The organism is Belliella marina (assembly GCF_042682445.1).
GTDB classification, from domain to species: domain Bacteria; phylum Bacteroidota; class Bacteroidia; order Cytophagales; family Cyclobacteriaceae; genus Belliella; species Belliella marina.
Genome location: NZ_JBHUHR010000038.1, coordinates 196,253 through 218,729 on the forward strand (window position 1 = coordinate 196,253; position 22,477 = coordinate 218,729).

16 protein-coding genes are annotated in these 22,477 nt (G+C 41.8%); 13 read left to right on the forward strand and 3 right to left on the reverse strand.

Annotation, left to right across the window (positions count from 1 at the left end):
- Nucleotides 1–6 precede the first annotated feature (6 nt).
- The 6 genes from ACFSKL_RS12975 to ACFSKL_RS13000 all read left to right on the forward strand — a co-directional run bounded on the left by ACFSKL_RS12975 (nt 7) and on the right by ACFSKL_RS13000 (nt 9,894).
- The gene (locus ACFSKL_RS12975; protein ID WP_376886640.1) at nt 7–1,863 is read left to right on the forward strand and encodes a RagB/SusD family nutrient uptake outer membrane protein; all 1,857 of its coding nucleotides are present in this window, start codon (nt 7–9) and stop codon (nt 1,861–1,863) included.
- 95 nt (nt 1,864–1,958) lie between these two features.
- Nucleotides 1,959–5,306, forward strand: a complete 3,348-nt coding sequence (locus ACFSKL_RS12980) for a VCBS repeat-containing protein (protein ID WP_376886641.1) — start codon at nt 1,959–1,961, stop codon at nt 5,304–5,306.
- A 163-nt stretch (nt 5,307–5,469) separates the two neighbouring features.
- Complete coding sequence (locus tag ACFSKL_RS12985) at nt 5,470–6,792, forward strand: vanadium-dependent haloperoxidase (protein ID WP_376886642.1); 1,323 nt, start codon at nt 5,470–5,472, stop codon at nt 6,790–6,792.
- A gap of 297 nt (nt 6,793–7,089) precedes the next feature.
- Entirely contained in the window at nt 7,090–7,743 is a 654-nt protein-coding gene (locus ACFSKL_RS12990) for a Tll0287-like domain-containing protein (RefSeq protein WP_376886643.1), read from the forward strand.
- A 190-nt stretch (nt 7,744–7,933) separates the two neighbouring features.
- The gene (locus ACFSKL_RS12995; protein ID WP_376886644.1) at nt 7,934–8,974 is read left to right on the forward strand and encodes a YCF48-related protein; all 1,041 of its coding nucleotides are present in this window, start codon (nt 7,934–7,936) and stop codon (nt 8,972–8,974) included.
- A 179-nt stretch (nt 8,975–9,153) separates the two neighbouring features.
- Complete coding sequence (locus ACFSKL_RS13000) at nt 9,154–9,894, forward strand: 1-(5-phosphoribosyl)-5-[(5-phosphoribosylamino)methylideneamino]imidazole-4-carboxamide isomerase (RefSeq protein WP_376886645.1); 741 nt, start codon at nt 9,154–9,156, stop codon at nt 9,892–9,894.
- 103 nt (nt 9,895–9,997) lie between these two features.
- Here the strand turns inward: ACFSKL_RS13000 and ACFSKL_RS13005 are convergent, their stop codons facing one another.
- Nucleotides 9,998–11,203, reverse strand: a complete 1,206-nt coding sequence (locus tag ACFSKL_RS13005) for a serine hydrolase (protein WP_376886646.1) — start codon at nt 11,201–11,203, stop codon at nt 9,998–10,000.
- Nucleotides 11,204–11,448: 245 nt separating this feature from the next.
- On the opposite strand from ACFSKL_RS13005, the gene ACFSKL_RS13010 reads away from it, so the two are divergent.
- The 4 genes from ACFSKL_RS13010 to ACFSKL_RS13025 all read left to right on the forward strand — a co-directional run bounded on the left by ACFSKL_RS13010 (nt 11,449) and on the right by ACFSKL_RS13025 (nt 16,148).
- Nucleotides 11,449–12,051, forward strand: coding sequence for a DUF2179 domain-containing protein (locus ACFSKL_RS13010; RefSeq protein WP_376886647.1), 603 nt, complete (start codon nt 11,449–11,451; stop codon nt 12,049–12,051).
- A 14-nt stretch (nt 12,052–12,065) separates the two neighbouring features.
- The gene (locus ACFSKL_RS13015) at nt 12,066–12,638 is read left to right on the forward strand and encodes a hypothetical protein (RefSeq protein ID WP_376886648.1); all 573 of its coding nucleotides are present in this window, start codon (nt 12,066–12,068) and stop codon (nt 12,636–12,638) included.
- Between the two features lie 79 nt (nt 12,639–12,717).
- Nucleotides 12,718–15,237 carry a M14 family metallopeptidase gene (locus ACFSKL_RS13020; protein WP_376886649.1) on the forward strand — a complete coding sequence of 840 codons (2,520 nt, stop codon included), beginning with the start codon at nt 12,718–12,720 and terminating at the stop codon, nt 15,235–15,237.
- A 311-nt stretch (nt 15,238–15,548) separates the two neighbouring features.
- Complete coding sequence (locus ACFSKL_RS13025; protein WP_376886650.1) at nt 15,549–16,148, forward strand: hypothetical protein; 600 nt, start codon at nt 15,549–15,551, stop codon at nt 16,146–16,148.
- Nucleotides 16,149–16,287: 139 nt separating this feature from the next.
- Here ACFSKL_RS13025 and ACFSKL_RS13030 read toward each other — a convergent pair whose 3' ends face one another.
- The gene (locus tag ACFSKL_RS13030; RefSeq protein WP_376886651.1) at nt 16,288–16,599 is read right to left on the reverse strand and encodes a hypothetical protein; all 312 of its coding nucleotides are present in this window, start codon (nt 16,597–16,599) and stop codon (nt 16,288–16,290) included.
- A gap of 241 nt (nt 16,600–16,840) precedes the next feature.
- Between ACFSKL_RS13030 and polA the strand changes: the two genes are divergently transcribed.
- From polA to ACFSKL_RS13045, 3 genes are all read left to right on the forward strand, one after another.
- Nucleotides 16,841–19,663, forward strand: coding sequence for a DNA polymerase I (gene polA, locus ACFSKL_RS13035; RefSeq protein WP_376886652.1), 2,823 nt, complete (start codon nt 16,841–16,843; stop codon nt 19,661–19,663).
- A gap of 292 nt (nt 19,664–19,955) precedes the next feature.
- Nucleotides 19,956–21,335 (forward strand): DNA repair protein RadA, encoded by a 1,380-nt coding sequence (gene radA / locus ACFSKL_RS13040; protein ID WP_376886653.1) that lies wholly within the window; start codon nt 19,956–19,958, stop codon nt 21,333–21,335.
- Nucleotides 21,336–21,474: 139 nt separating this feature from the next.
- Nucleotides 21,475–21,579, forward strand: a complete 105-nt coding sequence (locus tag ACFSKL_RS13045; RefSeq protein ID WP_376886654.1) for a hypothetical protein — start codon at nt 21,475–21,477, stop codon at nt 21,577–21,579.
- Nucleotides 21,580–21,749: 170 nt separating this feature from the next.
- Here ACFSKL_RS13045 and ACFSKL_RS13050 read toward each other — a convergent pair.
- A partial coding sequence (locus ACFSKL_RS13050) for a transposase family protein (RefSeq protein WP_465252695.1) occupies nt 21,750–22,477 on the reverse strand: 728 nt, incomplete at its 5' end.

A 22,477-nucleotide genomic window follows, 5' to 3' on the forward strand; every position in this document is an offset into this window, starting at 1 on the left:
TTAGTTATGAAAAGATATAATAGAATTTATTTATTCGCCTTCTCGCTACTAGGGTTGCTGGGGAGCTGTAACGATGATTTTCTGGACACTCCACCTTTAGGGGAAGTCTCAGAATCAGTAGTATGGAATGATCCTGGCTTGGCAGAAGCCTTTGTTACCGATATTTATGGTGGGTTGTTTTGGGGTGGTTTCAATGAACAGGCACTTGCTTCCTTGACTGATGAAGCCATCTTTACCCATCCGGGTAGAAGTATCAATATTGTGACAGAATCCAGATCCAATCCCGAGAATCCGGGCTGGATAGACGAGTCAAGGGCATGGTCAAATATGTATGAAAGACTGCGATCCACCAATATTGCCATTGAAAAGCTGACTGAACCACAATTTGAAAATACAGGTGGAATTGCCGACCGGTTATTGGGAGAAGCAACATTTATGCGTGCATATTTTTCCCACCAGTTGCTGAGAAATTATGGTGCATTTCCCATTGCAGACAGGACCTACGAGCTAGGTGAAGAAACTTATGAAATTCCAAGAAACACTTTTGAAGAGTGTGTCAATTTCATCATATCAGATCTTGACAATGCAGCCCAACTCCTAGACGGACATAACCTCGTCAGGGGAAGAGCAAACAAGGTCGCCGCCTTGGCACTCAAAGCCAGAGTCTTGCTATATGCTGCAAGTGACCTTCATGATATCCCAACCGCATCTGCCAACTCCCCTACAATTTCCAATTATTCTAACAAGGAATTGTTGGGGTACACCGGTGGTAATAGAATCGAAAGATGGCAACGAGCAAAAGACGCTGCCAAAGCTGCCATGGATCTCATGCCCGGAAACCAGCTGGAATTGACAGCCCCATTAAACCCTGAAGAGGCAGCGACAGTGTATAACAACAACTCCCTTTCAAGAAATGGAGGGGAAAATGAAATGATCTTTGGGAGGTACTACCTCAACTCCAAACCTGAATGGGGCGGACGGCAAGGTCTATTCAACGGTCCAAATGGTTACAACAACTGGGCAGGAAACACGCCTGTCCAATTGATGATCGACGATTATGAAATGATGGATGGGAGTGACTTCGATTGGAGCAATCCTAGTCATGCCAGTGCTCCATATGACAACAGAGACCCAAGATTCTATGCAACTTTCCTTTACGATGGTGCCCAGTGGAAGCCCAGATCACCGGCCAACCAAGCAAGAGATCCTCTTGGACAAATCCAAACGGGTAGTTATGAAATCACTAATGCATCGGGGGCCAAAGTTACCCATTGGGGTCTGGACACCAGAAGTAGTGCCATAGAAGATTGGAACGGAAGTTATACAGGCTATTATGTCAGAAAATTCATCGAACCAGATCCTGCCCATGTTGATCAAAACACATGGCAAGAAATTCCCTGGCCAGCTATCCGGGTCACAGAAGTAGTCATGAATTACATCGAAGCGTGTATAGAACTTGGGCAAGAAGATGAAGCAAAGGTTTGGCTAAACAAAATCAGGTTTAGGGCAGGAATGCCAGCCATCACTGCTTCCGGTCAAGAACTGAGAGAAAAATATATCAATGAAAGACGGGTAGAGCTCGCCTTCGAAGAGCAACGATATTACGACACCCGAAGGTGGATGATTGCACCACAGACCTTGGGAAGGCAAGCCAATGGAATACAAATCCGTGGCACCTTGAAGCCAGGACAGTCCAACTCCCTCTACAGATATGACCCGGACATCTATGATTATACCTATCAGGTATTTGATATTGATCCCGGTAAGGAAAATAGACTGTGGCTGGACAAAATGTATTGGATGCCTATACATTTCGATGAAATGAACAGGAATTCTGAGCTGATTCAAAACCCAGGATACTAGCAACCTATTAACCCAAAGACAAGCAACTTAACCCATAACCTTTGGTTTTTTGGTTAAGTTGCTTCTTTATTTGCCATGTTTTGATAAATTGCCCTATGCTGAAGTCCCCTACTCTAACTTTACTGATCTGTACATTGCTTTTCCTAAATGGATGCTCAGAGTCCATTGACTCTGCGGAAAGCAATAAATCAGATGATTCTGTGCAACCTATATTTGAATTGCTGACAGCTGAGTATACAGGCGTAGATTTCAGCAATGACCTGACCGAAGGGCTAAATACAAACGTCCTGATGTACGAATATTTTTACAATGGTGGTGGCGTGGCTGTGGGGGATCTCAATGGAGATGGTTTGGATGATATTTATTTCACGGGAAATATGGTTCCCAACAGACTTTATCTAAACAAAGGAAACCTTAAATTCGAAGACATTACCGAAACCTCAGGTGTAGCGGGCAGACCAGGTCCCTGGACTACTGGAGTCACTATGGTCGATGTCAACGGGGATGGGCTATTGGATATTTATGTATGCTATTCCGGAAGTGTCGCACCAGAAAAAAGAAAGAACCAACTATTTATCCACCAAGGAGTCAATGAATCGGGCATTCCGGTATTCAAGGACGAGGCGGAAGATTATGGCTTGGCCATTGACTCCTACTCCACTCAGGCTGTGTTTTTTGACTATGACAAAGATGGTGATTTGGACATGTTTTTATTAAACCACAATCCCAAGTCACTGCCGGTACTGGATGAAGCCAGTACAGCTGAGCTGTTGAAACACCAAGATCCAGCGGGTTCTCAATTGTTCAGAAATGACAAGGGGAAATTTGTAGAAGTTACCCAAATGGCAGGCATCCAAAATTCCGCACTTTCTTATGGCTTGGGTGTAGGCATTGCAGATCTCAATGGAGACGGGTGGCTGGATATATATGTCAGCAATGATTATATGGCACCTGATTTTTTGTACATCAACAATGGAGACGGCACTTTCCAAGACATCATCAAAGAATCTTTGGGGCATATCAGTCAGTTTTCTATGGGAAATGAATTGGCAGACATCAACAATGATGGGCTTATAGACATTTTCACCATAGACATGCTTCCCGAAGGCAATAAAAGACAAAAACTCCTGATGGCTCCCGATAATTATGAAAAATTTGACTTCATGGTCAGTGCCAGCTTTCATCACCAATATATGAGGAATATGCTTCACCTCAACCATGGAAATGGACATTACAGTGAAATAGGCCAGCTTGCAGGAATTTCAAATACAGATTGGAGTTGGGCGGCTCTTTTTGCCGATTTTGACAACGATGGCTGGAAAGACCTCTTCGTTACCAATGGGTATTTGAGGGACTATACAAATTTGGATTTCCTAAAATACATGGGGGATTATGTACAGACCCACGAGGGAAACCTCAAAAGGCAAAATGTCTTGGAGCTGGTCAACAAAATCCCTGCCTCCGACATTGTCAATTATGTTTTCAAAAACCAGTCTGGGATATCCTTCGAAAATATGACCAAAGCTTGGGGTCTGGATCATGTTTCCAACAGCAATGGGGCTGCCTATGCTGATCTGGACAATGATGGGGACTTGGAACTTATAGTCAATAACGTCAATCTTCCAGCCTCGATATTCAACAATACATCCGAGATCCACCTAGACAACAATTACCTAAAAGTCGCTCTGGAGGGAGAAGGCAAAAACAGGTTTGGACTAGGTGCTAAAGTAAGTATCTTTCATGATGGAAGATTTCAGATGATTGAACAGATGCCAACACGGGGCTACCAATCAAGTGTGTCACCAGTCATTCATTTTGGACTTGGAGATTCCGAAAAAGTAGATTCGTTGGTCATAGAATGGCCCAAAGGAGATACCCAAACGCTGAAGTCTATTGTTTCCAACCAAAAGCTGACCATCCTCGAAAGTGAAGCTATCAAGCCTATTTCAACCAAAGAGAATGATCCCAACAAACTTTTTAGCCTAGTCAATTCACCATTCCAAAACCAACAAGTAAGGGTCACCAATGATTTCAAGAGACAGGCATTGCTAGTCAATCCACTGTCTGCATCAAAAACAGCCATGGGAATGGGAGATATCAATGGGGATGGGCTTGATGATATCTTTATAGGAGGCTTGGCAGGGTTTTCTGCCAAGCTATATCTACAAGAAAAATCAGGCGGATATAAACTGCATCCACAATCAGACATGTTTGACCAACAAAAAACCTCTGAGGATACTGATGTGTTGTTTTTTGATGCCAATGGAAATGGACACTTGGATATTTATGTTGCCCGGGGTGGCTATGGCCATTTTTCGCCGGAAGACCCGGCATTGCAAGACATGCTATATCTCAATGATGGACTAGGCGGGCTGATACCTTCTCCAGCCCACTTACCAAAAATGCTCAGCAGCACTGGCTGCGTCAGGGTTTCGGATATCAATGGTGACGGTCATCCAGATTTGTTTGTCGGTGGTCGGGTCATCCCAGGCAAATATCCTGAAGCGCCCAGAAGCTATATCCTGATCAATGACGGAAATGGAAAATTCAATGATCAGACTGAGCAATACAATGCAGCATTGAAACACATTGGAATGGTTACCGATGCTGCCTGGACAGATATGGATGGAGATGGCAAAGAGGATCTGATATTGGTTGGGGAATGGATGCCCATCACGGTATTTTTAAACCAAGGAAACAAGCTGGTCCTTGGTACAGAAAACTACTTTGATAAAGAATACAAAGGTTGGTGGAACACATTGGCCATTCAGGATTTAGACGGAAACGGAACTCCAGAGATTATCGTAGGAAACTATGGGTTAAACAGCCAGGTAAAAGCGAAACCAAATGAACCAGCAGAGCTGTTTTACAAAGATTTTGACCAAAATGGATCAGTGGACCCCATACTTACTTTTTATATACAGGGAGAATCATACCCCTATTTGACCAGGGATGAGTTATTGGAACAGTTCACCAACAAAAGAGCAAAATTTTCCAGTTATGAAAGCTATTCTTCTGCAAAGATTGGGGATATATTTGATCCAGAGGAAATGAAAGGTGCAGGACATCTAGTTGCCGAAACCCTAGAAACAGCTGTGTTCAAAATGGGTGGGGATGGTAAATATAGACCTCAGGAAATCCCATTGGAAGCACAGTTTGCACCAGTACATGCCATCCAGTATTTCCAAAACCCGAACACAGGGAAAAAATATCTTTTGATGGCAGGAAATACAGAAACTGGTAGGTTGAGAATCGGAAAGATAGATGCGAATCATGGACTATTGTTTCAAATAGGTAAGAATGGGGATCTGAAATACATTACCCAAAACCTATCAGGACTACAATTGATAGGAGACACCAGAAATATCATAAAAGAGAAAGAAAACACATTCCTGTTCAATATTGTTGGAAGTGGAATTGTCCGCTATGAATTTAAGGATTGATTTATGGCTTACCCTACTATGTTGCGAATGATTTGAGGTAGGTATTGGCTTGTAGGGACTTTGAATGATATCAACAATAGGGAGGGGATATTAAAAATACATACCATTCCACTAGAGGACAGAAAAAAACCTCAAATTGGCTTGGGGATAACCAAAACGAAGTATGCTCAAAAGAACACTAAAAACAGCATTCAGCAACAGCATCATAGGGTTGATATTGCTTACCATATATTCATGTCAACCTTCTTCAAATCAACCTGAAGGCATCTCTCCCTATGAAATCTCCCAGGTCATTGATCAGGTAACAGAAGTCATGGTACATGATGTCACCAACCCTCCTTTGGCGGCGAGGTTTTTTGCCTATATATGCCTGTCGGGACTGGAAGCATTGGATGATTCTGCCACAAATATTCTTACAGCAAAAATCAATGAATACCCTGGAATATCGAAAGAAAAAAACAGCAAGTCCCAAATACATCCGCAGATCAGTGCAGTATTGGCAATGTTGCACACTGCATCTTCACTCCAACCATCAGGATTCAACCATTCAGACCATATTGAAAATTTCAAAGCCAAACACATTGCTTTGGGATTTTCCCAACAGACAATCCTTGATTCGGAAGTCTATGCCAAATCGATCAGCAAACAGATTTTGAAATTTGCGCTTTCCGATAGGTACAACCAAACCAGCAATCTCCCCCGCTATAGCGCCCTAAAAACTGAAGGCAGCTGGTATCCAACACCTCCTGGATATTTCCCTCCAGTAGAACCCTATTTCCACACCGTTCGCCCATTTTTTCTAGACTCTTCCAGCCAGTTCACCCCTATTCCACCTATATCATTTTCAGATCGAAAAGATTCGGAATTCTTCAAGTTGGCAGATGAAGTCTATTCCCAGAGTCTTACGGAAGAGAAAAAGACCATCGCATCATTTTGGGACTGCAACCCCTTTGCATTGGAAGACAGGGGACATCTGATGATCGGCTTAAAAAAAATATCACCCGGAGCCCATTGGATGGGAATTGCCAATATCGCATGCAAAGATGCCGAATTGGAATTCATCAAAGTGATGGAAATCAACACCGTGTTGGCGATGACGCTACAAGACGCATTTATGGCCTGCTGGGATGAAAAATACAGAAGCAACAGAATAAGGCCTGAGACGGCCATCCGGAAACACATTGACCCAAAATATACCCCATTGCTACAGACCCCTCCATTTCCTGAATATCTCAGTGGACACTCAGTAGCTTCCACAGCCTCGGCTGTTATCCTGACGCATTATTTTGGAGGTGGATTTGCCTATACAGATACAGTGGAAATGAAATACGGACTTCCTGCCAGAAGCTTCAGTTCATTTGGGCATGCCGCCGAAGAAGCCGCTATTTCAAGGTTTTATGGAGGAATCCATTATATGGATGGCATAGTAGAAGGACAAAAACAAGGGGATCTCGTAGGAAAAAAAGTCTTGGAAAAACTTTTTTAACGCGGATACCTCTATACTGTAATCTTTTACCTATCAAATAAAACCACCTATAAGTTTATTCTGCACTAAGAGCATCTAACCTTTATGTATATACGGAATGATGCGGATAATAAAACAAATACTTGCTTTCTGATTCAATTCGATACAAATTGATACAAGTTATTTATAGACAACTTGTCCCAGTTTATCGGGATTGATCCAATGCAACCATTAATACTGGAAAAGAAGCGCATAACCATATTAACCTTTTAAGAAACCGTTTTTTAGCCTTATTTTTAGGAAAAGAAAAATAGGGGCATGAAAAGAACATTATCTATATTATGCTTGGCAACCATACTTTTGTCCTGCAACTCCAACGAAAAAATCAGCAAAGACATCTTCGAGGAGGTGAACAAAAGTATGGAAGTCAAAAAACTGAGCGAGGTTGACATCTTGGAGGAAGCCATGAAATGGGGGGATGAAATCAGTACAGAAGCACAAAACCAACTGCTTTCCGCACTCCAGACCGCAATCTCCGACAAAGGCATACCTGAAGCCATAGCTTTTTGCAATACCAAGGCCCTGCCAATACTGAAAGAGGTAAGCCAGAAACACCAAGTTTCCATCAAAAGAGCTTCCTTAGACTATAGAAACCCCACAGATCAACCCACAGAAAATGAGCTTTCGATTTTGGACGCCTATGCCTACAATGCAGAAAACAACATCAAAAGCGAACCAAACATCCAAAAGCTGGAAAAAGGAGAGGTTTTACTTTATACCAAAGCGATCCATATCCAAAATGCCCTTTGCCTGAATTGTCATGGAGCACCGGGTACAGATATCGATGCGGAAACTTTAGAAAAATTGCAGCAATTGTATCCGGAGGATAAAGCGAAGAACCACAAGATTGGCGAACTCAGGGGTATGTGGAGTATCAGGATTCCAAAGTCAGAAGTGGCCAAAAGATTATAAATAAAAACTGCTTAATAGGTCGGAAGACCTTTCAGGTATGATTTTGTAAATCAACAAAACCAAGTTTAATAAAACACTTGCGCTTTATGCCATTTAATGCACCAATGACTGATCTACTGATAACCAATAACAATTATCTGCTTATTAAAATCTTACTGGCATAATTGCGGAGACTCTTATATCATTATTTATGAAAACTAGACTTCTGATTTTACTAAGTTCGATTTCCATTTTTGTTTCATGCAAGGAAAATCGCAAACAAGCCTACATTGAATCCCCAACTGGTTGGGAGATCATGGATGTACCCACAGATGCTTCAATCCGAGGATTATCGCCACTTACCTCAGAAATCATCTGGGCAAGTGGCTCTAAGGGTACCTGGCTTCTTACTTTGGATGGTGGGAAAAATTGGTCAACAGGAATTATCGATGGATTGGATTCAGTTGATTTCAGAGACATAGAAGGCCTCAGCGCTTCCACGGCTGTTGCGGTATCGGCTGGACAACCTTCTGTCATCTACAAAACGGTAGACAGCGGCAAGACTTGGCAGAAAAAATACCAAGGTCCTGAAGAAGCATTCCTTGATGGTATTTCATTCTACAAAAACAAAAAAGGTTATGCAATTGGCGACCCGATCGAAGGGAAATGGATGGTTTTGGAAACTACCGACGGAGGTGAGACCTGGTCTTGGCTAGAATCCAGTCCAATGGCAGAGCTTGGAGAGGGATCCTTTGCAGCAAGCGGATCAACGATATTGGTAGATAGAGATTATATCTGGTTTTCAAGTGGCGGAATCAAAAGCAAAGTCTATCGCTCGAATGACAGTGGACACAAATGGGAAGCCATAGAAACCCCCATCCTACAAGGAGAACCTTCACAGGGGATTTTCTCGATTTCAAAGTTGGACCATGATAACTTAATTGCAGTTGGTGGAGATTATTTACAACCAGATCTGTCACAGAACAATGCAATCTATTCCCAGGAATTGGGAGAAAAATGGGAGCTTTTATCAGGGGATTTACCCACAGGATTCCGATCAGGGGTAGCCTATTTCCCCAGACATCATTGGGTGATTTCCGTAGGGACCAATGGCAGTGATTTTTCCAAAGATGGGGGGATCAATTGGGAGAAATTTTCGGAAGAGGGCTTCCATGCAGTATTTATGGACAAATCCCAAAGCAGTATTTGGGCATCTGGTGCCAATGGAAAAATTGGCCGTCTTATTTATTGAAACTAGGCATACGCCTATTTTGAAGCTCCTCCCGATTAGAAACCAAACAATTTAAAGGAGAATTATCAAATAATGCGTTCTTCTATTATCTTTAGAAATCTGAAACAAAGGTGAATCATCCACCAATCCAGATTCACCAGTGGACTTTCCAAATAAACTCAATTAAAGCTTATACTACCATGTTTGATATTATCCCTTCAATCTACCTTATAAACGGAAAATGTGTCCGTCTCAAGAGAGGTGACTTTTCTACAGAGGAAGTTATTTCCAACAATCCCCTGGAAATCGCGCAGGCTTTTGAAGATCATGGGATCAGGTGGCTTCATTTGGTTGATCTTGATGGAGCAAGAAGGGGTGAGCCAAAAAATTACCATATCCTGGAAGCAATTGCCGGATACACCAACCTAAATGTTGATTTTACAGGAGGAGTATCTACAGATGGTGACGTGATCAAGTCATTTGAGCATGGCGCACGGGCCATCACTGCCGCTTCTGTCTCAGTCACTTTCCCTGAAAGGTTTGCCCAATGGATCATGTCATATGGCAGGGAAAAAATCAACCTGGCCGCAGACACCAATCCTGCTGACCATAAAATCAAAACCCGAGGCTGGACAAAAAAAACGGAGGTGGATCTATTTGACCATATCGAAAACTTCTATTCGAGAGGCCTAAAGTACCTAAAGTGTTCGGATGTAACCAGAGATGGTGTCATGGAAGGACCAAATTTCGAACTTTATAAAGAAATCGTCGAGAAATTCCCCACGATCCACTTAGCCGCAAATGGAGGCGTCAGATCCACTGATGATTTTAAGCAGCTTAAGGACAATGGAGTAACAGCCGTAGTATTCGGAAGGGCGTTTTACGAAGGAAAAATCACCCTCCAGGACTTGGATAAATTCATGGCAGAACATGGACATTAACCCAAAGACAAACAACTCTATATCTTTTACTTACCGGAATAATCACAGACAATAACATAAAAACAACTGGCCTATCAAGATGATAATTGATAGGCCAATTTCTTTACTGTTTGTTTATCTGCTTTCTTTTTAATTCCAGGTCATACAAATAATCGCCAAGCTCTTTGTAAAAAGGAAACCCAACCTGATCGTATTCATAGACATTATCATTGAGGGTATTGTTCTCATTGACATAAATCACAGCAGTTACAAAAAACTCAACACCTTCCGATTCATTGACAAAATATGATCCATCAAGCAGATGTCCGTAAGCTTGCCCGGTTTTGTTGAATATCTTGAACTCCTCTGGCATCGGGTCTTTATTTGTCCCAAACATGTAATACTTGGAATAGCTATCGTAATAATCCGGCAATTCATAGCGGGGATAATCACTTTGTCCGGGAAGCATGGACATATACTTCAAGACAAAATCCCTATGTTCATCCGAAATATGAAACCTCTCAGCTTCTGTAAAAAGCTCCGGAAAAACTATCCGCTGCAACACTCCATGAAAATCACTGATAGAGAATCTGTTTTTAAATGTGAAATCCATCGGTTCGGAAACCAATTCCCCTCCACTTCTGTATGCCTGGGCCACAAATGGCCTTTCAGGATTTTGGTAGATCACTGAAGTCTCTCTAGCGGGTATTTCCATCAACAAATCCCCACCTTCATCGATGAATCTGATTGGGTTTAGATTCCTGTTTTCCTCAGGACTCATAGCGATACTCAGCCGATGGTTGATGATGGTATTTTCCAGCCCCTTTTCTTTCAATTTACCATTGATATATTCCTGCCCCAACAATTCATACAGTCGGTTATAAGCATCATTGTCCGAGACCAACAGTATCTTCTTGATATAATGGGCTATGCCCGGAAGAAAATTTTGGGAGGTACTGTCGTACAATGCAGGAATCTGGGAATCCCTCACCGAATCGGTAAGCATGATGGAATTGGCAGTAAGCCCATCTATCTTTTGCTCATTTAACCATTCCAAAGCCAATACAGCTACAGGTAGCTTAACCGTGCTTGCTGGGTAAAAGTATTCCCCATCATCAAGATTGAACGAATAATCCTCCAAAACAGGATTCCCCAAGCTATCCCTGTTGATCTGGGAAAAAAGAATCTGGACTTTATATGCCTCCTTGTTTTCCAGCACCTTTTTTAGAATGGGATAACCAGGACCAATTTCTTCAAAAAGGGTCATCTCTTTTGAATTGCAAGAGTATAAAACCAGCCACGTCAAAATCAGTACAATCTGTTTCTTCATAATCATCAAAATTTATCATCAAACACATACAAAACCTTTCCAATACAATCTCTATAAAGACCCACAACATGGGTTGTCACTTTTATACTACTACCATATTGGAAAACTCAAATTAACCAGACCGAATATAATCAATTGACAAGAAGTCTACTAGCACTATCCTCCAATTGAATCTCCGAAGAGCCATGTCCAGAGGTCTATTTTCATTACCTTTGTAACATTCTACAATTTAAACACCTATCAAGATGCAGGAATATTTAGAGTCATTTGGAATATCTACCGAAATATTCAACTACCTCATCATGCCATTGCTGATCTTTTTCGCAAGGGTGATGGATGTGTCCATCAACACCCTTAGGATCATGTTTATGCTCAATGGCAAGAAAAAAATCGCTCCCATCTTAGGTTTTTTTGAAGCATTGATCTGGCTGTTGGCTATAGGTCAGATTTTTCAAAACATCAACAACCCAATGTCCTATCTTGCCTATGCAGGCGGTTTTGCGATGGGGACATTCGTTGGAATGACAATTGAAGAAAAATTGGCCCTCGGAAGGGTCTTGGTCCGTGTCATTACCCCAACCCCCATGCCTGAATTGATAGAATATATGAAAGAAAAAGATTTCAGATTCACCTCGGTTGGGGCAGAAGGGAGATTTGGGAAGGTAAACCTTCTTTTCACAGTCATGAAACGAGAAGCCCTGACGGAATTTGTCGGCAAAGTAAAATCATTCAATGACAAAGCATTCTATACAATAGAAAGTGTCAAAAGGGTGAGTGAAGATGATTTGAATGTAATGGAAGACAGACCTAGGTTTACAACCAAGCTATGGAGCAGGATCAGAAAGTGAAAATTAAAGAAATTATGAAAAGAAATTATAAATACATCTATAGCCTATACTTAAAGATTGCCTTATTTGCATGTTTGCTTTTTTTAAATTCTACATTTTCCTTATCACAAACGCAGATTGATTCATACAATGCAATCAATGGCCTAGAGCTTGGCGCTAAATTGCAAGACCTGAAGCCAGAACTGTATTTGATTACGGGCAAAGAATCCATTTATCAAAACAATGAATTCTTGGCAAAAAGTTACAAGAGAAACCTTGAAAAAGGGATGCAGGAGGCGATTTATGAAGGAAATAAAATGGACGTAATCAATGGATCCAAATCAAGTGATACACGGTTACACTTTTATAAAGAAGAACTTTACAAAGTTCGTTGGACGTTTAAAAAGAATGAATTTCCATTTTTAAGATCTATTTACTCGGATTTCTTATCCTATTTTGAGAAAAGATTAGGCCCACCGAATGATATGGTATTTGATGACATGGTGGTTTGGAAAGGAAGTTTGATAAGGCTTCAGGTTTTTTTGGATAGTGAGAGCATTCAGATAGAGCTTAGAGACGAAAAAACAGAAACTCTTACCAAACAGTAATTTTCCAAGGACGGTTTGAATCATTCATTCAAAGGGTGTAAATTACCCCGTTAATTCAAAATCAGATTTACCTAACTTTATGAGAAAAATATACACCCTTATCCTTTCGATATTCGTGTCGGCAATGACATTTGCCCAACAAAGCCCAGATGATTTTTTGGGTTACAAAGCAGGAGAAAGATTTACTCCTCACCACAGAGTAGTCGATTACTTCGAACATTTGGCAAGTACATTACCCAATGTCCAAATCGTATATTATGGAGAAACGGTGGAGCACAGACCCTTGTTTGTAGCCATTGTTTCCTCTCCGGAAAACATGCAGAACCTGGACCAAATCCGAACAGATAATCTTAAGCGAACAGGGATGCTCGAAGGAAACCCCAGTACGAAAGTAGCCATCAACTGGATGCAATACAATGTACATGGCAATGAAGCTGTAGCTACAGAAGCTGCGATGATGACTTTTTGGGAAGCAGCGGATCCCAACAATCCACAGACAAAAGAATGGCTCAGGAACCAAATCCTTATAGTAGACCCCTGCGCCAATCCTGATGGAAAAGACCGCTATACCGTCTGGTACAACCAAAAGGGCAACAAGCTACTCCAGCCTGACCCACAATCTACCGAGCATTATGAACCTTGGCCGGGAGGCCGTCCAAACCATTACCTGATGGATCTCAACAGGGACTGGGCATGGCAGACCCAAGCTGAGACAGAGCAGAGAATCAAACTTTACCACGAATGGATGCCACATTTGTTTGTAGACTATCATGAGCAAGGCATCAACGAACCATTTTACTTTGCCCCTGCAGCCAAGCCAATCCACGAACAGGTATCACCCTTTCAGCATGAGTTTCAGGAAATTTATGGAAAAAATACCGCCGAAAAATTTGATGCAAACAACTGGCAGTATTTTACCAAAGAAAGGTTTGATTTACTCTACCCAGCTTATGGAGACACCTACCCAATGTATAATGGGGCAATCGGTATGACCATCGAAAAAGGAGGATCGGGCCGTGCAGGCCTTGGGATGCTCAATGCTTTGGGGGACACGGTCACCTTGGAAGAGAGGATAATCCACCAACATACAGCCGGAATCTCCGCTATTGAAGTCACTTCAAAGAATGCAGAAAGATTGGCTGATGAATTTGCAACTTATTTCAAAAGCAACAGCAATAACCCGAAAGCCAAGTACAAGAGCTTTGTCATCAAAGGAGAGGATCAGTCTGACCGTTTGGATGCCTTGTTGAAACTATTGGACAAAAACAAAATCGGCTATGGCTTTGCCGGAAACCGTTCTGGCCTTCGGGGACTGGATTACAATACTGGGAAGTCAACGTCTTTTTCCACCACAGAAAAAGACATCATCGTCAATGCTTACCAACCAAAATCAGTGTTGACACAAATTTTGTTTGAGCCTGAGGCGATTTTGGAGGACAGCATCACTTATGACATCACGAGTTGGGCTTTACCCTACGCCTATGGATTGCAGGCTTATGCCTTGGAATCTAAATTGGAAGCAGCAAAACCATTTGAAAAACCAGCATTTGAGCTAAACAGTGTCAATGGAACGCCATTGGCATACATAGCCCCATGGAATGCCACCAAACATGCAAAGTTTTTGGGAGCATTGCTGAAAACCGGGATTAGGACCAGAGTATCGGAATATCCTTTTGAAATCAATGGTGAGTCATACGATGCAGGTACACTTTTGATTATGAGAAATGGCAACCAGTATGTAGCCGATTATGACAGAACAGTGGTTGATCTGGCAAACAAATTCGAGATCAAGCTGAGCACTTCCAACTCATCCTATGTTGACAAGGGAAAAGATTTCGGCTCTTCGGACGTCAAAATCATCAAAGCCCCAAAAGTAGCACTTGTGGGTGGCCAGGGGACTTCATCCCTTAATTTTGGTGAAATCTGGTATTACTTTGAGCAAGAATTGGATTACCCACTGACAATTTTGGAGGCCGACATGTTGGGAAGATTTGATTTGAGCAAATATGATGTGTTGATTTTACCATCCGGGAACTATCTGAATGGAGACAACTTCACAAAAGTAATGGATTGGGTAAAAGCTGGAGGCAAAGCTATCGCCGTAGAAGGTGCAGTAGGTATGTTTTCTGACAAGGAAGGTTTTAGTCTGAGTAGATTTGACACCGAGGAAGAGAAAAAAGCACAACAAAAAATCGACATGGAATCGCAGAAGACCGAAAGACTGGGATCCTTCCAAGACCGTGAAAGAATGGGGATTTCCACTTCGGCTGCAGGTGCTATTTTTGAAGTAAAAATGGACCAAACCCACCCACTTTCATTTGGGGTAGGAGAAAATTACTATACGCTGAAGAATAACGGAAGGCGCTATGCCTACCTAACCAGTGGCGTCAATGTAGGAACAATCCAAAGTCTGGACCAATACAGATTTGGATTTATAGGCAACAAGCTCAAACCGCAAATGAACCAAACCATGGTATATGGAGTGGAATACCAGGGAAGAGGTGGGATAGTCTACCTTGTTGACAATCCAATGTTCAGAAGCTTTTGGGAGTCAGGGAAATTGATTATGGCAAACGCAATTTTCTTCGTGGGGCAATAAAAGGCAGTTTGGCACGAAGAACTTAGAGGATCACTTAGGAATTCATTACCTGGGTGATCCTTTTGTTTTGTTCTGGCTTCCCCATACTAAACTTCAATAACTATGGATAACCTTGGCTACATGATAGGCAAGCAAACAAAATCTTTCCCATAAATATCAAAAAAAAACATATAACTTTTGATCTCCATTGCGTTTAAGTATTTTTAGTCAATCAATCAGTCTACTAAGGCACAGTTATTGAGTGCAGTTCGAAATCAGAAACGCAAAAAACAAATAATAAGTATATTACGCAAAAAAACACCAATCACCTCATGAATAAAACAATTCTATTAGTATTGATCGCAACTTCATTTTTTATCAACTCCGGTCATGCTCAGGAAAACACTGCAGAAACAGGCTCTTTGAACAGTGGAACTATCTCTAGCCAGTTTGACTATCTCAACAGCATTTCAAATAATTTCCAAGAATATAAAGTTGTCAAAAAAACCAATCTTGACAAAATCAAATCCAACGTCATAGACTCGCTTCATGTTTTCAAAAAGGAATTGATCGACATCCATGTAACTGTCAAAGACCAACAGGCAAAAATCAATCAATTGGAGGAGGAAATAAACAATACACAGGCAGAATTGGAAGCTGCCAATAAAGCTAGGGATAGCTTTTTCTTTTTTGGTCTTCCTATCCACAAAAGCGCCTACAACTCAATCATGTGGACTATTGTGACAGGTCTATTGGCGGCATTTTTATTCTTCCTCTACAAATACAGCAAAAGCCACAAAGTGATTACCCTTGCAAGAAAAAATCTTGAGGAAACGGTAGAGGAGTTTGAACAGCACAGAAAAAACACACTTGATAGGGAAAGAAAGCTCAAAAGGGAATTGGTAGATGCTATCAATGGCAAAATCTCCTAAGAATATAAAAACAACCAATTAGGAACCTGAAATGGTAGAATATGGAGAAGGATGTATTTTTCATGCAAATTTCCCCATTTAGCATAAAAAAAGCCCCGCAGCTATTGCAGGGCTTTTTTTATTTGAATTCCCGTATTGATTAAGTCACTAGAATAAGAATCAACAATATGATGATGATTGCACCTACGGAAAGGTAAACACCATTCCCCATTGCTTTGGCTTCAGCTCTCATCTCTTTCAATTCATTTCTAACTTCTTTTCTCTCTGATTTTGTCAAATCAGCAAAGTCCAAAGATTTGATTTCTTCAACTCTTTCATTGATTTCATCAAGTCTTTCCTGCTGTTCTACCGTAAGCTCTGTATTTTCCTTTTTAGAATCTTTGGCCATTGCCGTTGGGCCAAAAGCCATAAACAGAAATACAATTGATAAAAAATACGCTACCTTTTTCATATTGATTTGTTTAGGTTAGTAAATAAATTTAGAATAATGGATTTAAAAGCCTCCATCAATGTATCCAGTCCAAAAATCAGACCATTGAAGGCTATCCTTACTGTAATGTAATAATTTTATTCCTCAATTGATAATTAATAGCACCATTCCTTTTCATTATTATTTGTAATTTAGCCCTTCATAGCGATGCGGAAATTTCCGTAACCCCGAAAATATTTTCTACTCAAAAAACAATCTTCCCATGTCTTCAAAAGGAGATAAAAAACTTTTCCTACTCGATGCAATGGCTTTGATCTACAGAGCACATTTTGCATTTAGCAAAAACCCAAGAATCAATTCCAAAGGGCTCAACACCGGCATCATGCTGGGCTTCACAAACACACTCCTGGAAGTCCTTGAAAAAGAAAAACCCACCCACATTGCGGTAGCTTTTGATACTAAGGCACCTACTTTCAGACATGTACAGTTCGAAGCTTACAAAGCAAATAGGCAAGCCCAGCCCGAAGACATAGAGATTGGAATCCCATGGGTCAAGCAAATCGTGGAAGCATTCGATATCCCTATTTTGGAATTGGACGGATTTGAAGCTGATGACATTATAGGGACGATCGCAAAAAAAGCAGAAAGAACCAGCTTTCAAGTCTTCATGATGACTCCTGACAAGGATTATGGGCAGTTGGTGGAGGAACATATTTTCCTATACAAGCCCGCATTTATGGGGAATGCAGTGGATGTCATGGGACCAAAAGAAGTCTGTGCCAAATGGGACATCGAAAATGTAGATCAGGTCAGGGATATATTGGGCTTGATGGGAGATGCAGTAGACAATATTCCCGGAATCCCGGGTATCGGAGAAAAAACAGCCGTAAAACTGCTGAAAGCCTATGGCTCGATTGAAGAACTGTTGAAAAACACCCATGAGCTGAAGGGAAAACAAAAGGAAAATGTGGAAAATTTTGGGCAACAAGGTCTCCTATCCAAAGAACTGGCAACTATCAGTCTTGATGTTCCTGTAGCGTTTGATGAAACTGCCCTGAAATACAACGGTCCAAAGGAAGAGCAACTCAAAGCCCTCTTTGCTGAATTGGAATTCAGGACATTGACCCAAAGAGTCTTTGGCGAAGCTATCAAAAAACCAAAAATAAAAGTAAGCGAACAGCTTGGACTTTTCACAGGGCCTGCACCTTTGGAAGAAGAGAATGAACCTGAAGTCTCTGTGGAAGAAAATCCATTGCCTGCGATACAGCTGCACGACAACATCCTTACCTCAGCACATGATTATCATTTGGTAGACGGGGAAGCTGCCATCAAAGAACTTATTGGCTATCTGGAATTGCAAGAGGAATTTTGCTTTGATACCGAGACCACATCCCTCAACCCTAATGAAGCTGAATTGGTGGGCTTGTCTTTTGCATACATTGTAGGAGAGGCTTTTTATATACCATTCCCTGCTGACCAAAAAGAAGCTATAGAAAAACTGGAATTATTCCGGAGTGTTTTCGAAAATAAAAACATCACAAAAATAGGCCAAAATGTAAAATACGACATTTTGGTTTTGAAAAACTACGGGATGGAGGTCAAGGGAAAACTCTATGACACCATGCTGGCACATTACCTAATCGAACCTGAAGGCAAGCATTCTATGGATTGGCTCGCCCAACAGTACCTGAATTACAAACCTGTGTCCATAGAATCCCTCATCGGAAAAAAAGGCAAGAACCAAGGTAACATGCGTGATGTAGAAATAGATGAGGTAGCTGCATATGCTGGGGAAGATGCAGACATCACCCTGAAGCTAAAGCAGACTTTCGATCCGATGATCAAGGAAAATGCCTTGGAAAAACTCCTTCATGAAGTCGAAAATCCACTCATCAATGTACTGGCGGCGATGGAATTTGAAGGTGTCAAAATCGATACGGACAGCTTGGCTGAACTATCCGGAGTGTTGGAAGAAGAAAGCAAAGCCATAGAAAAACGTGTATACGAACTCGCAGGAGAAGAATTTAACTTGGCTTCACCCAAGCAGCTAGGTGAGATCCTATTTGTGAAGCTTGCTTTGGATCCAAAAGCCAAAAAGACCAAAACTGGCCAATTCGCAACTGGAGAGGAAGTGTTGAGCAAAATGGCCGGAGAACATGAAATTGCCTCCGCTATCTTGGAATACCGTCAGATGGTCAAGCTTAAATCCACCTATGTGGATGCATTGCCAACCATGATCAATCCCAAAACAGGAAGGATCCACACCACCTACAACCAATTTGTAGCAGCGACAGGTAGGCTTTCTTCGATCAACCCAAATCTTCAAAACATCCCAATCAGGACAGAGAGAGGCAGGGAAATCCGAAAGGCCTTTGTGCCGAGAGATGAAAACCATGTGATCCTAGCAGCCGATTATTCCCAGATTGAATTGCGGATTATGGCTGCATTCTCCAAGGATGAATCCATGATTGAGGCATTTAGAAACGGAAGGGATATCCATGCCACGACTGCTGCCAAAATCTTCCAAGTCCCACTTGAAGAAGTGACCTCCGACATGAGAAGAAAGGCAAAGACCGCAAACTTTGGGATTATTTATGGCATCTCCGTATTCGGACTTTCCCAAAGACTCCGTATCCCCAGATCAGAATCCAAGGAAATTATAGACTCCTACTTCAAGGAATTCTCCGCTGTGAAGGAATACATGGACAACAGCATCGAAAAAGCGAGAAAACATGAATATGTAGAAACCATCCTAGGAAGAAGAAGATATCTGAGAGACATCAATAGCAGGAACCAAACGATGCGTGGATTTGCAGAACGAAATGCCATCAATGCCCCTATCCAAGGATCTGCCGCAGACATGATCAAAGTAGCCATGATCCAGGTTCATGATTGGATGATCCAAGAAAACCTGAAATCAAAAATGATCCTGCAGGTACATGATGAATTGGTTTTCGACGCCCACAAAGACGAAGTCGAATTGCTGAAAAAGGAAATACCGAGAATCATGTCCAATGCCGTGAAGATTGCAGTCCCTTTGGAAGTGGAAGTAGGCTTGGGCAAAGATTGGCTGGAAGCACACTAAGCGATGGGGAGGCAGGAAGGTTGGACGGTGGAATGAGAGACGAGATGCGAGAGGTTTAGAGGCGAGAGCCAAATCAGTGAAGCAAGAGAAAAGATGCAAAGCCTGCCCCGGTGAATATCGGGGACACAAGACGTGAGACTCAAGACAAAGATGTAAGCTGTGAAATAGAACAAGTGAAAAGGCTAACTCCCTAGATTCTAAACTTTACCTAACCAATCCACGAATTACTTAATAATTCACCCACCCCCCAAATCACCCAATCTAAAATCTACCCTCTAAAATCCTAAATTGCATGGCTAAAACAAAAACAACTTTTTTCTGTCAAAACTGTGGGGCACAAAGCCCGAAATGGCTTGGCAAATGCCCATCCTGTGGAGAGTGGAATACCTATGTTGAAGAAGTCGTCCAAAAAGAAGAAGTGGGCAGAGGTTCTTGGAAGCAAGGTGGAGCAAAAGAAAAAAGAGCGAGTGTTCCAAAAAGATTGCAGGAAATCAACTTTGAAGATCAGCCTAGGTTGATCACACACGATGCTGAATTGGATCGGGTACTTGGTGGGGGAATCGTTGCAGGCTCTTTGGTTTTGATTGGAGGCGAACCCGGGATCGGGAAATCCACCTTGATGCTTCAGATTGCCCTGATGCTGAACCAGACCAAAATCCTTTATGTATCAGGTGAAGAGAGCGAATCCCAGATCAAAATGCGCGCAGAGCGAATGCCACTCAAATCTGAGAATTGCTATGTACTTTCAGAAACCAACACACAGGCTATTTTTCAACAGATAGAAGTACTCAACCCAGATGTCTTGGTGATTGACTCTATCCAAACACTGCATAGCAAACATGTAGAATCTGCAGCAGGATCGGTGAGCCAGGTGAGGGAATGTACCGCTGAGTTGATGAAGTTTGCCAAAGAAACCGGTACCCCCGTGTTTTTGGTTGGCCATATCACCAAAGACGGTGCAATAGCAGGGCCAAAGGTTTTGGAGCATATGGTGGATACTGTTTTGCAATTTGAGGGAGACAGGCATTTGACTTACCGAATACTCCGTACTTCAAAAAACAGATTCGGTTCCACCCATGAACTTGGGATATACGAAATGCGTACAGAAGGACTTCGTCCTGTAGCGAACCCTTCTGAGATATTACTCACCCAAAGGGAAGAATTACTCAATGGAGTTGCCATCGGAGCGATGATGGAAGGGAATAGGCCACTTCTGATAGAGATCCAGTCTTTGGTAAGTCCAGCCACCTATGGCACTCCACAGCGGAGCAGTACAGGACATGATGCCAAGCGACTCAATATGCTCTTGGCTGTACTGGAAAAAAGAGGAGGTATGCGCTTGGGACAACAGGATGTTTTCCTGAATGTCGCTGGAGGATTGAGGGTAGATGATCCCGCTTTGGACTTGGCCGTATGTGCGTCCCTTATTTCTTCCTATGAAGACACACCTGTTCCTTCAGATTTATGCTTTGCAGGAGAGGTTGGTTTGGGTGGTGAGATTAGAGCTGTCCACAGGATAGAAAACAGGATTGCCGAAGCTGAGAAATTAGGATTCAAAAGAATCATGGTCTCCAAATATGCAGTCAAAGGCATGGATATGACCAAATACTCCATCAAAGTGATCCAAGTAAGTAAGCTCGAAGAAATGTATCAGGGATTGTTTTTATTGTAAAAAAAAATTACTGTAATTTAAATTACAATAATTAAGAAGGTGAAATTTTATAACAGAGAAGAAGAACTCGTCGCACTCGACAAATTAATAACCAAGTCTGAAAAACAGGCACAAATGACTATGGTGGTCTAAAGGAAATTTGGATGAAATAGATATAGTAGCAATCAATGAAATTGAAAAAACAGTGACTTTTGCAGAGGTTAAGCTTAACAAGGGCTTCTTGGAAAATTCCTTCGGAATTTGAAAGTAGGGCAAAAACTAAGCTCTACTTTCTTTTTTTGAGCTATTTGAGTGTAGTTCAAGAGTCAATTTATGCACGGAAAAGTACAATTTTGGGTCAGGTTTTGTAAGAAAACGTCTTGGATTTTCCGTATGGACACACCTGTCCCATAAAGGTGCTTTTTGGACGCTTTTCTAGGCTGATTTTTGGTTCGGTGGGCTTTCGTTGGCTTTCCTTCTTTTAGCGATCAGGACAGCGTTGGCTGTCATGATTCCAAAAAATATCATCAATTTCTCTCTTTTTTCCCCTTTCACCTTGATTTTTCCAAGTCCGTAATAGTTTTTATTTGTTCCAAAAACACCCTCCATCACGGTTGCCCTCTGTTTGGAAATTTCCGAGCTCAAAGTTTTTTCTGCCTTACTTAGCTTTTTCGGGCCCTTCTTTGGGAAGCAGGTAAAGATTTTTTTCCCAGTGCAGAATACACGGTTTTTGTTCGTAGCATATATTCTGTCCGCACCAAGCTGTCTGGCAGGACCAAAATACCTTTTATGCTTCGCTACCGATAGTTTTAGCCTGGTACACTCGTTGAATGCAGTAAAATCGAGTTTGTCAATAAATGTAAGGCCATCAACCTGAAGAACGTGGGCTTTGGCACCGAACTCTACAGGTTTTTTTTCTTTCCCTCTTACTATTGGCCGTAGATATGGTTTATGGAGTGATACAATCCTATCTTTCAATTTTGAAGGGGGATTGTCCAGCAAAAACCCCTGTTGTTGACACACCTTCTTTATCACACCAAATCTTGCAAAATCTTTTAGGCCAAGTCCTGCTCCCCTGTTTTTATCCAAAACATTCTGGAGCTGGCAGATTCCTTTGTTCAGAAGATAGACAAGTGCTTTTCTTCTTCTGAGCGTCTCCTTAA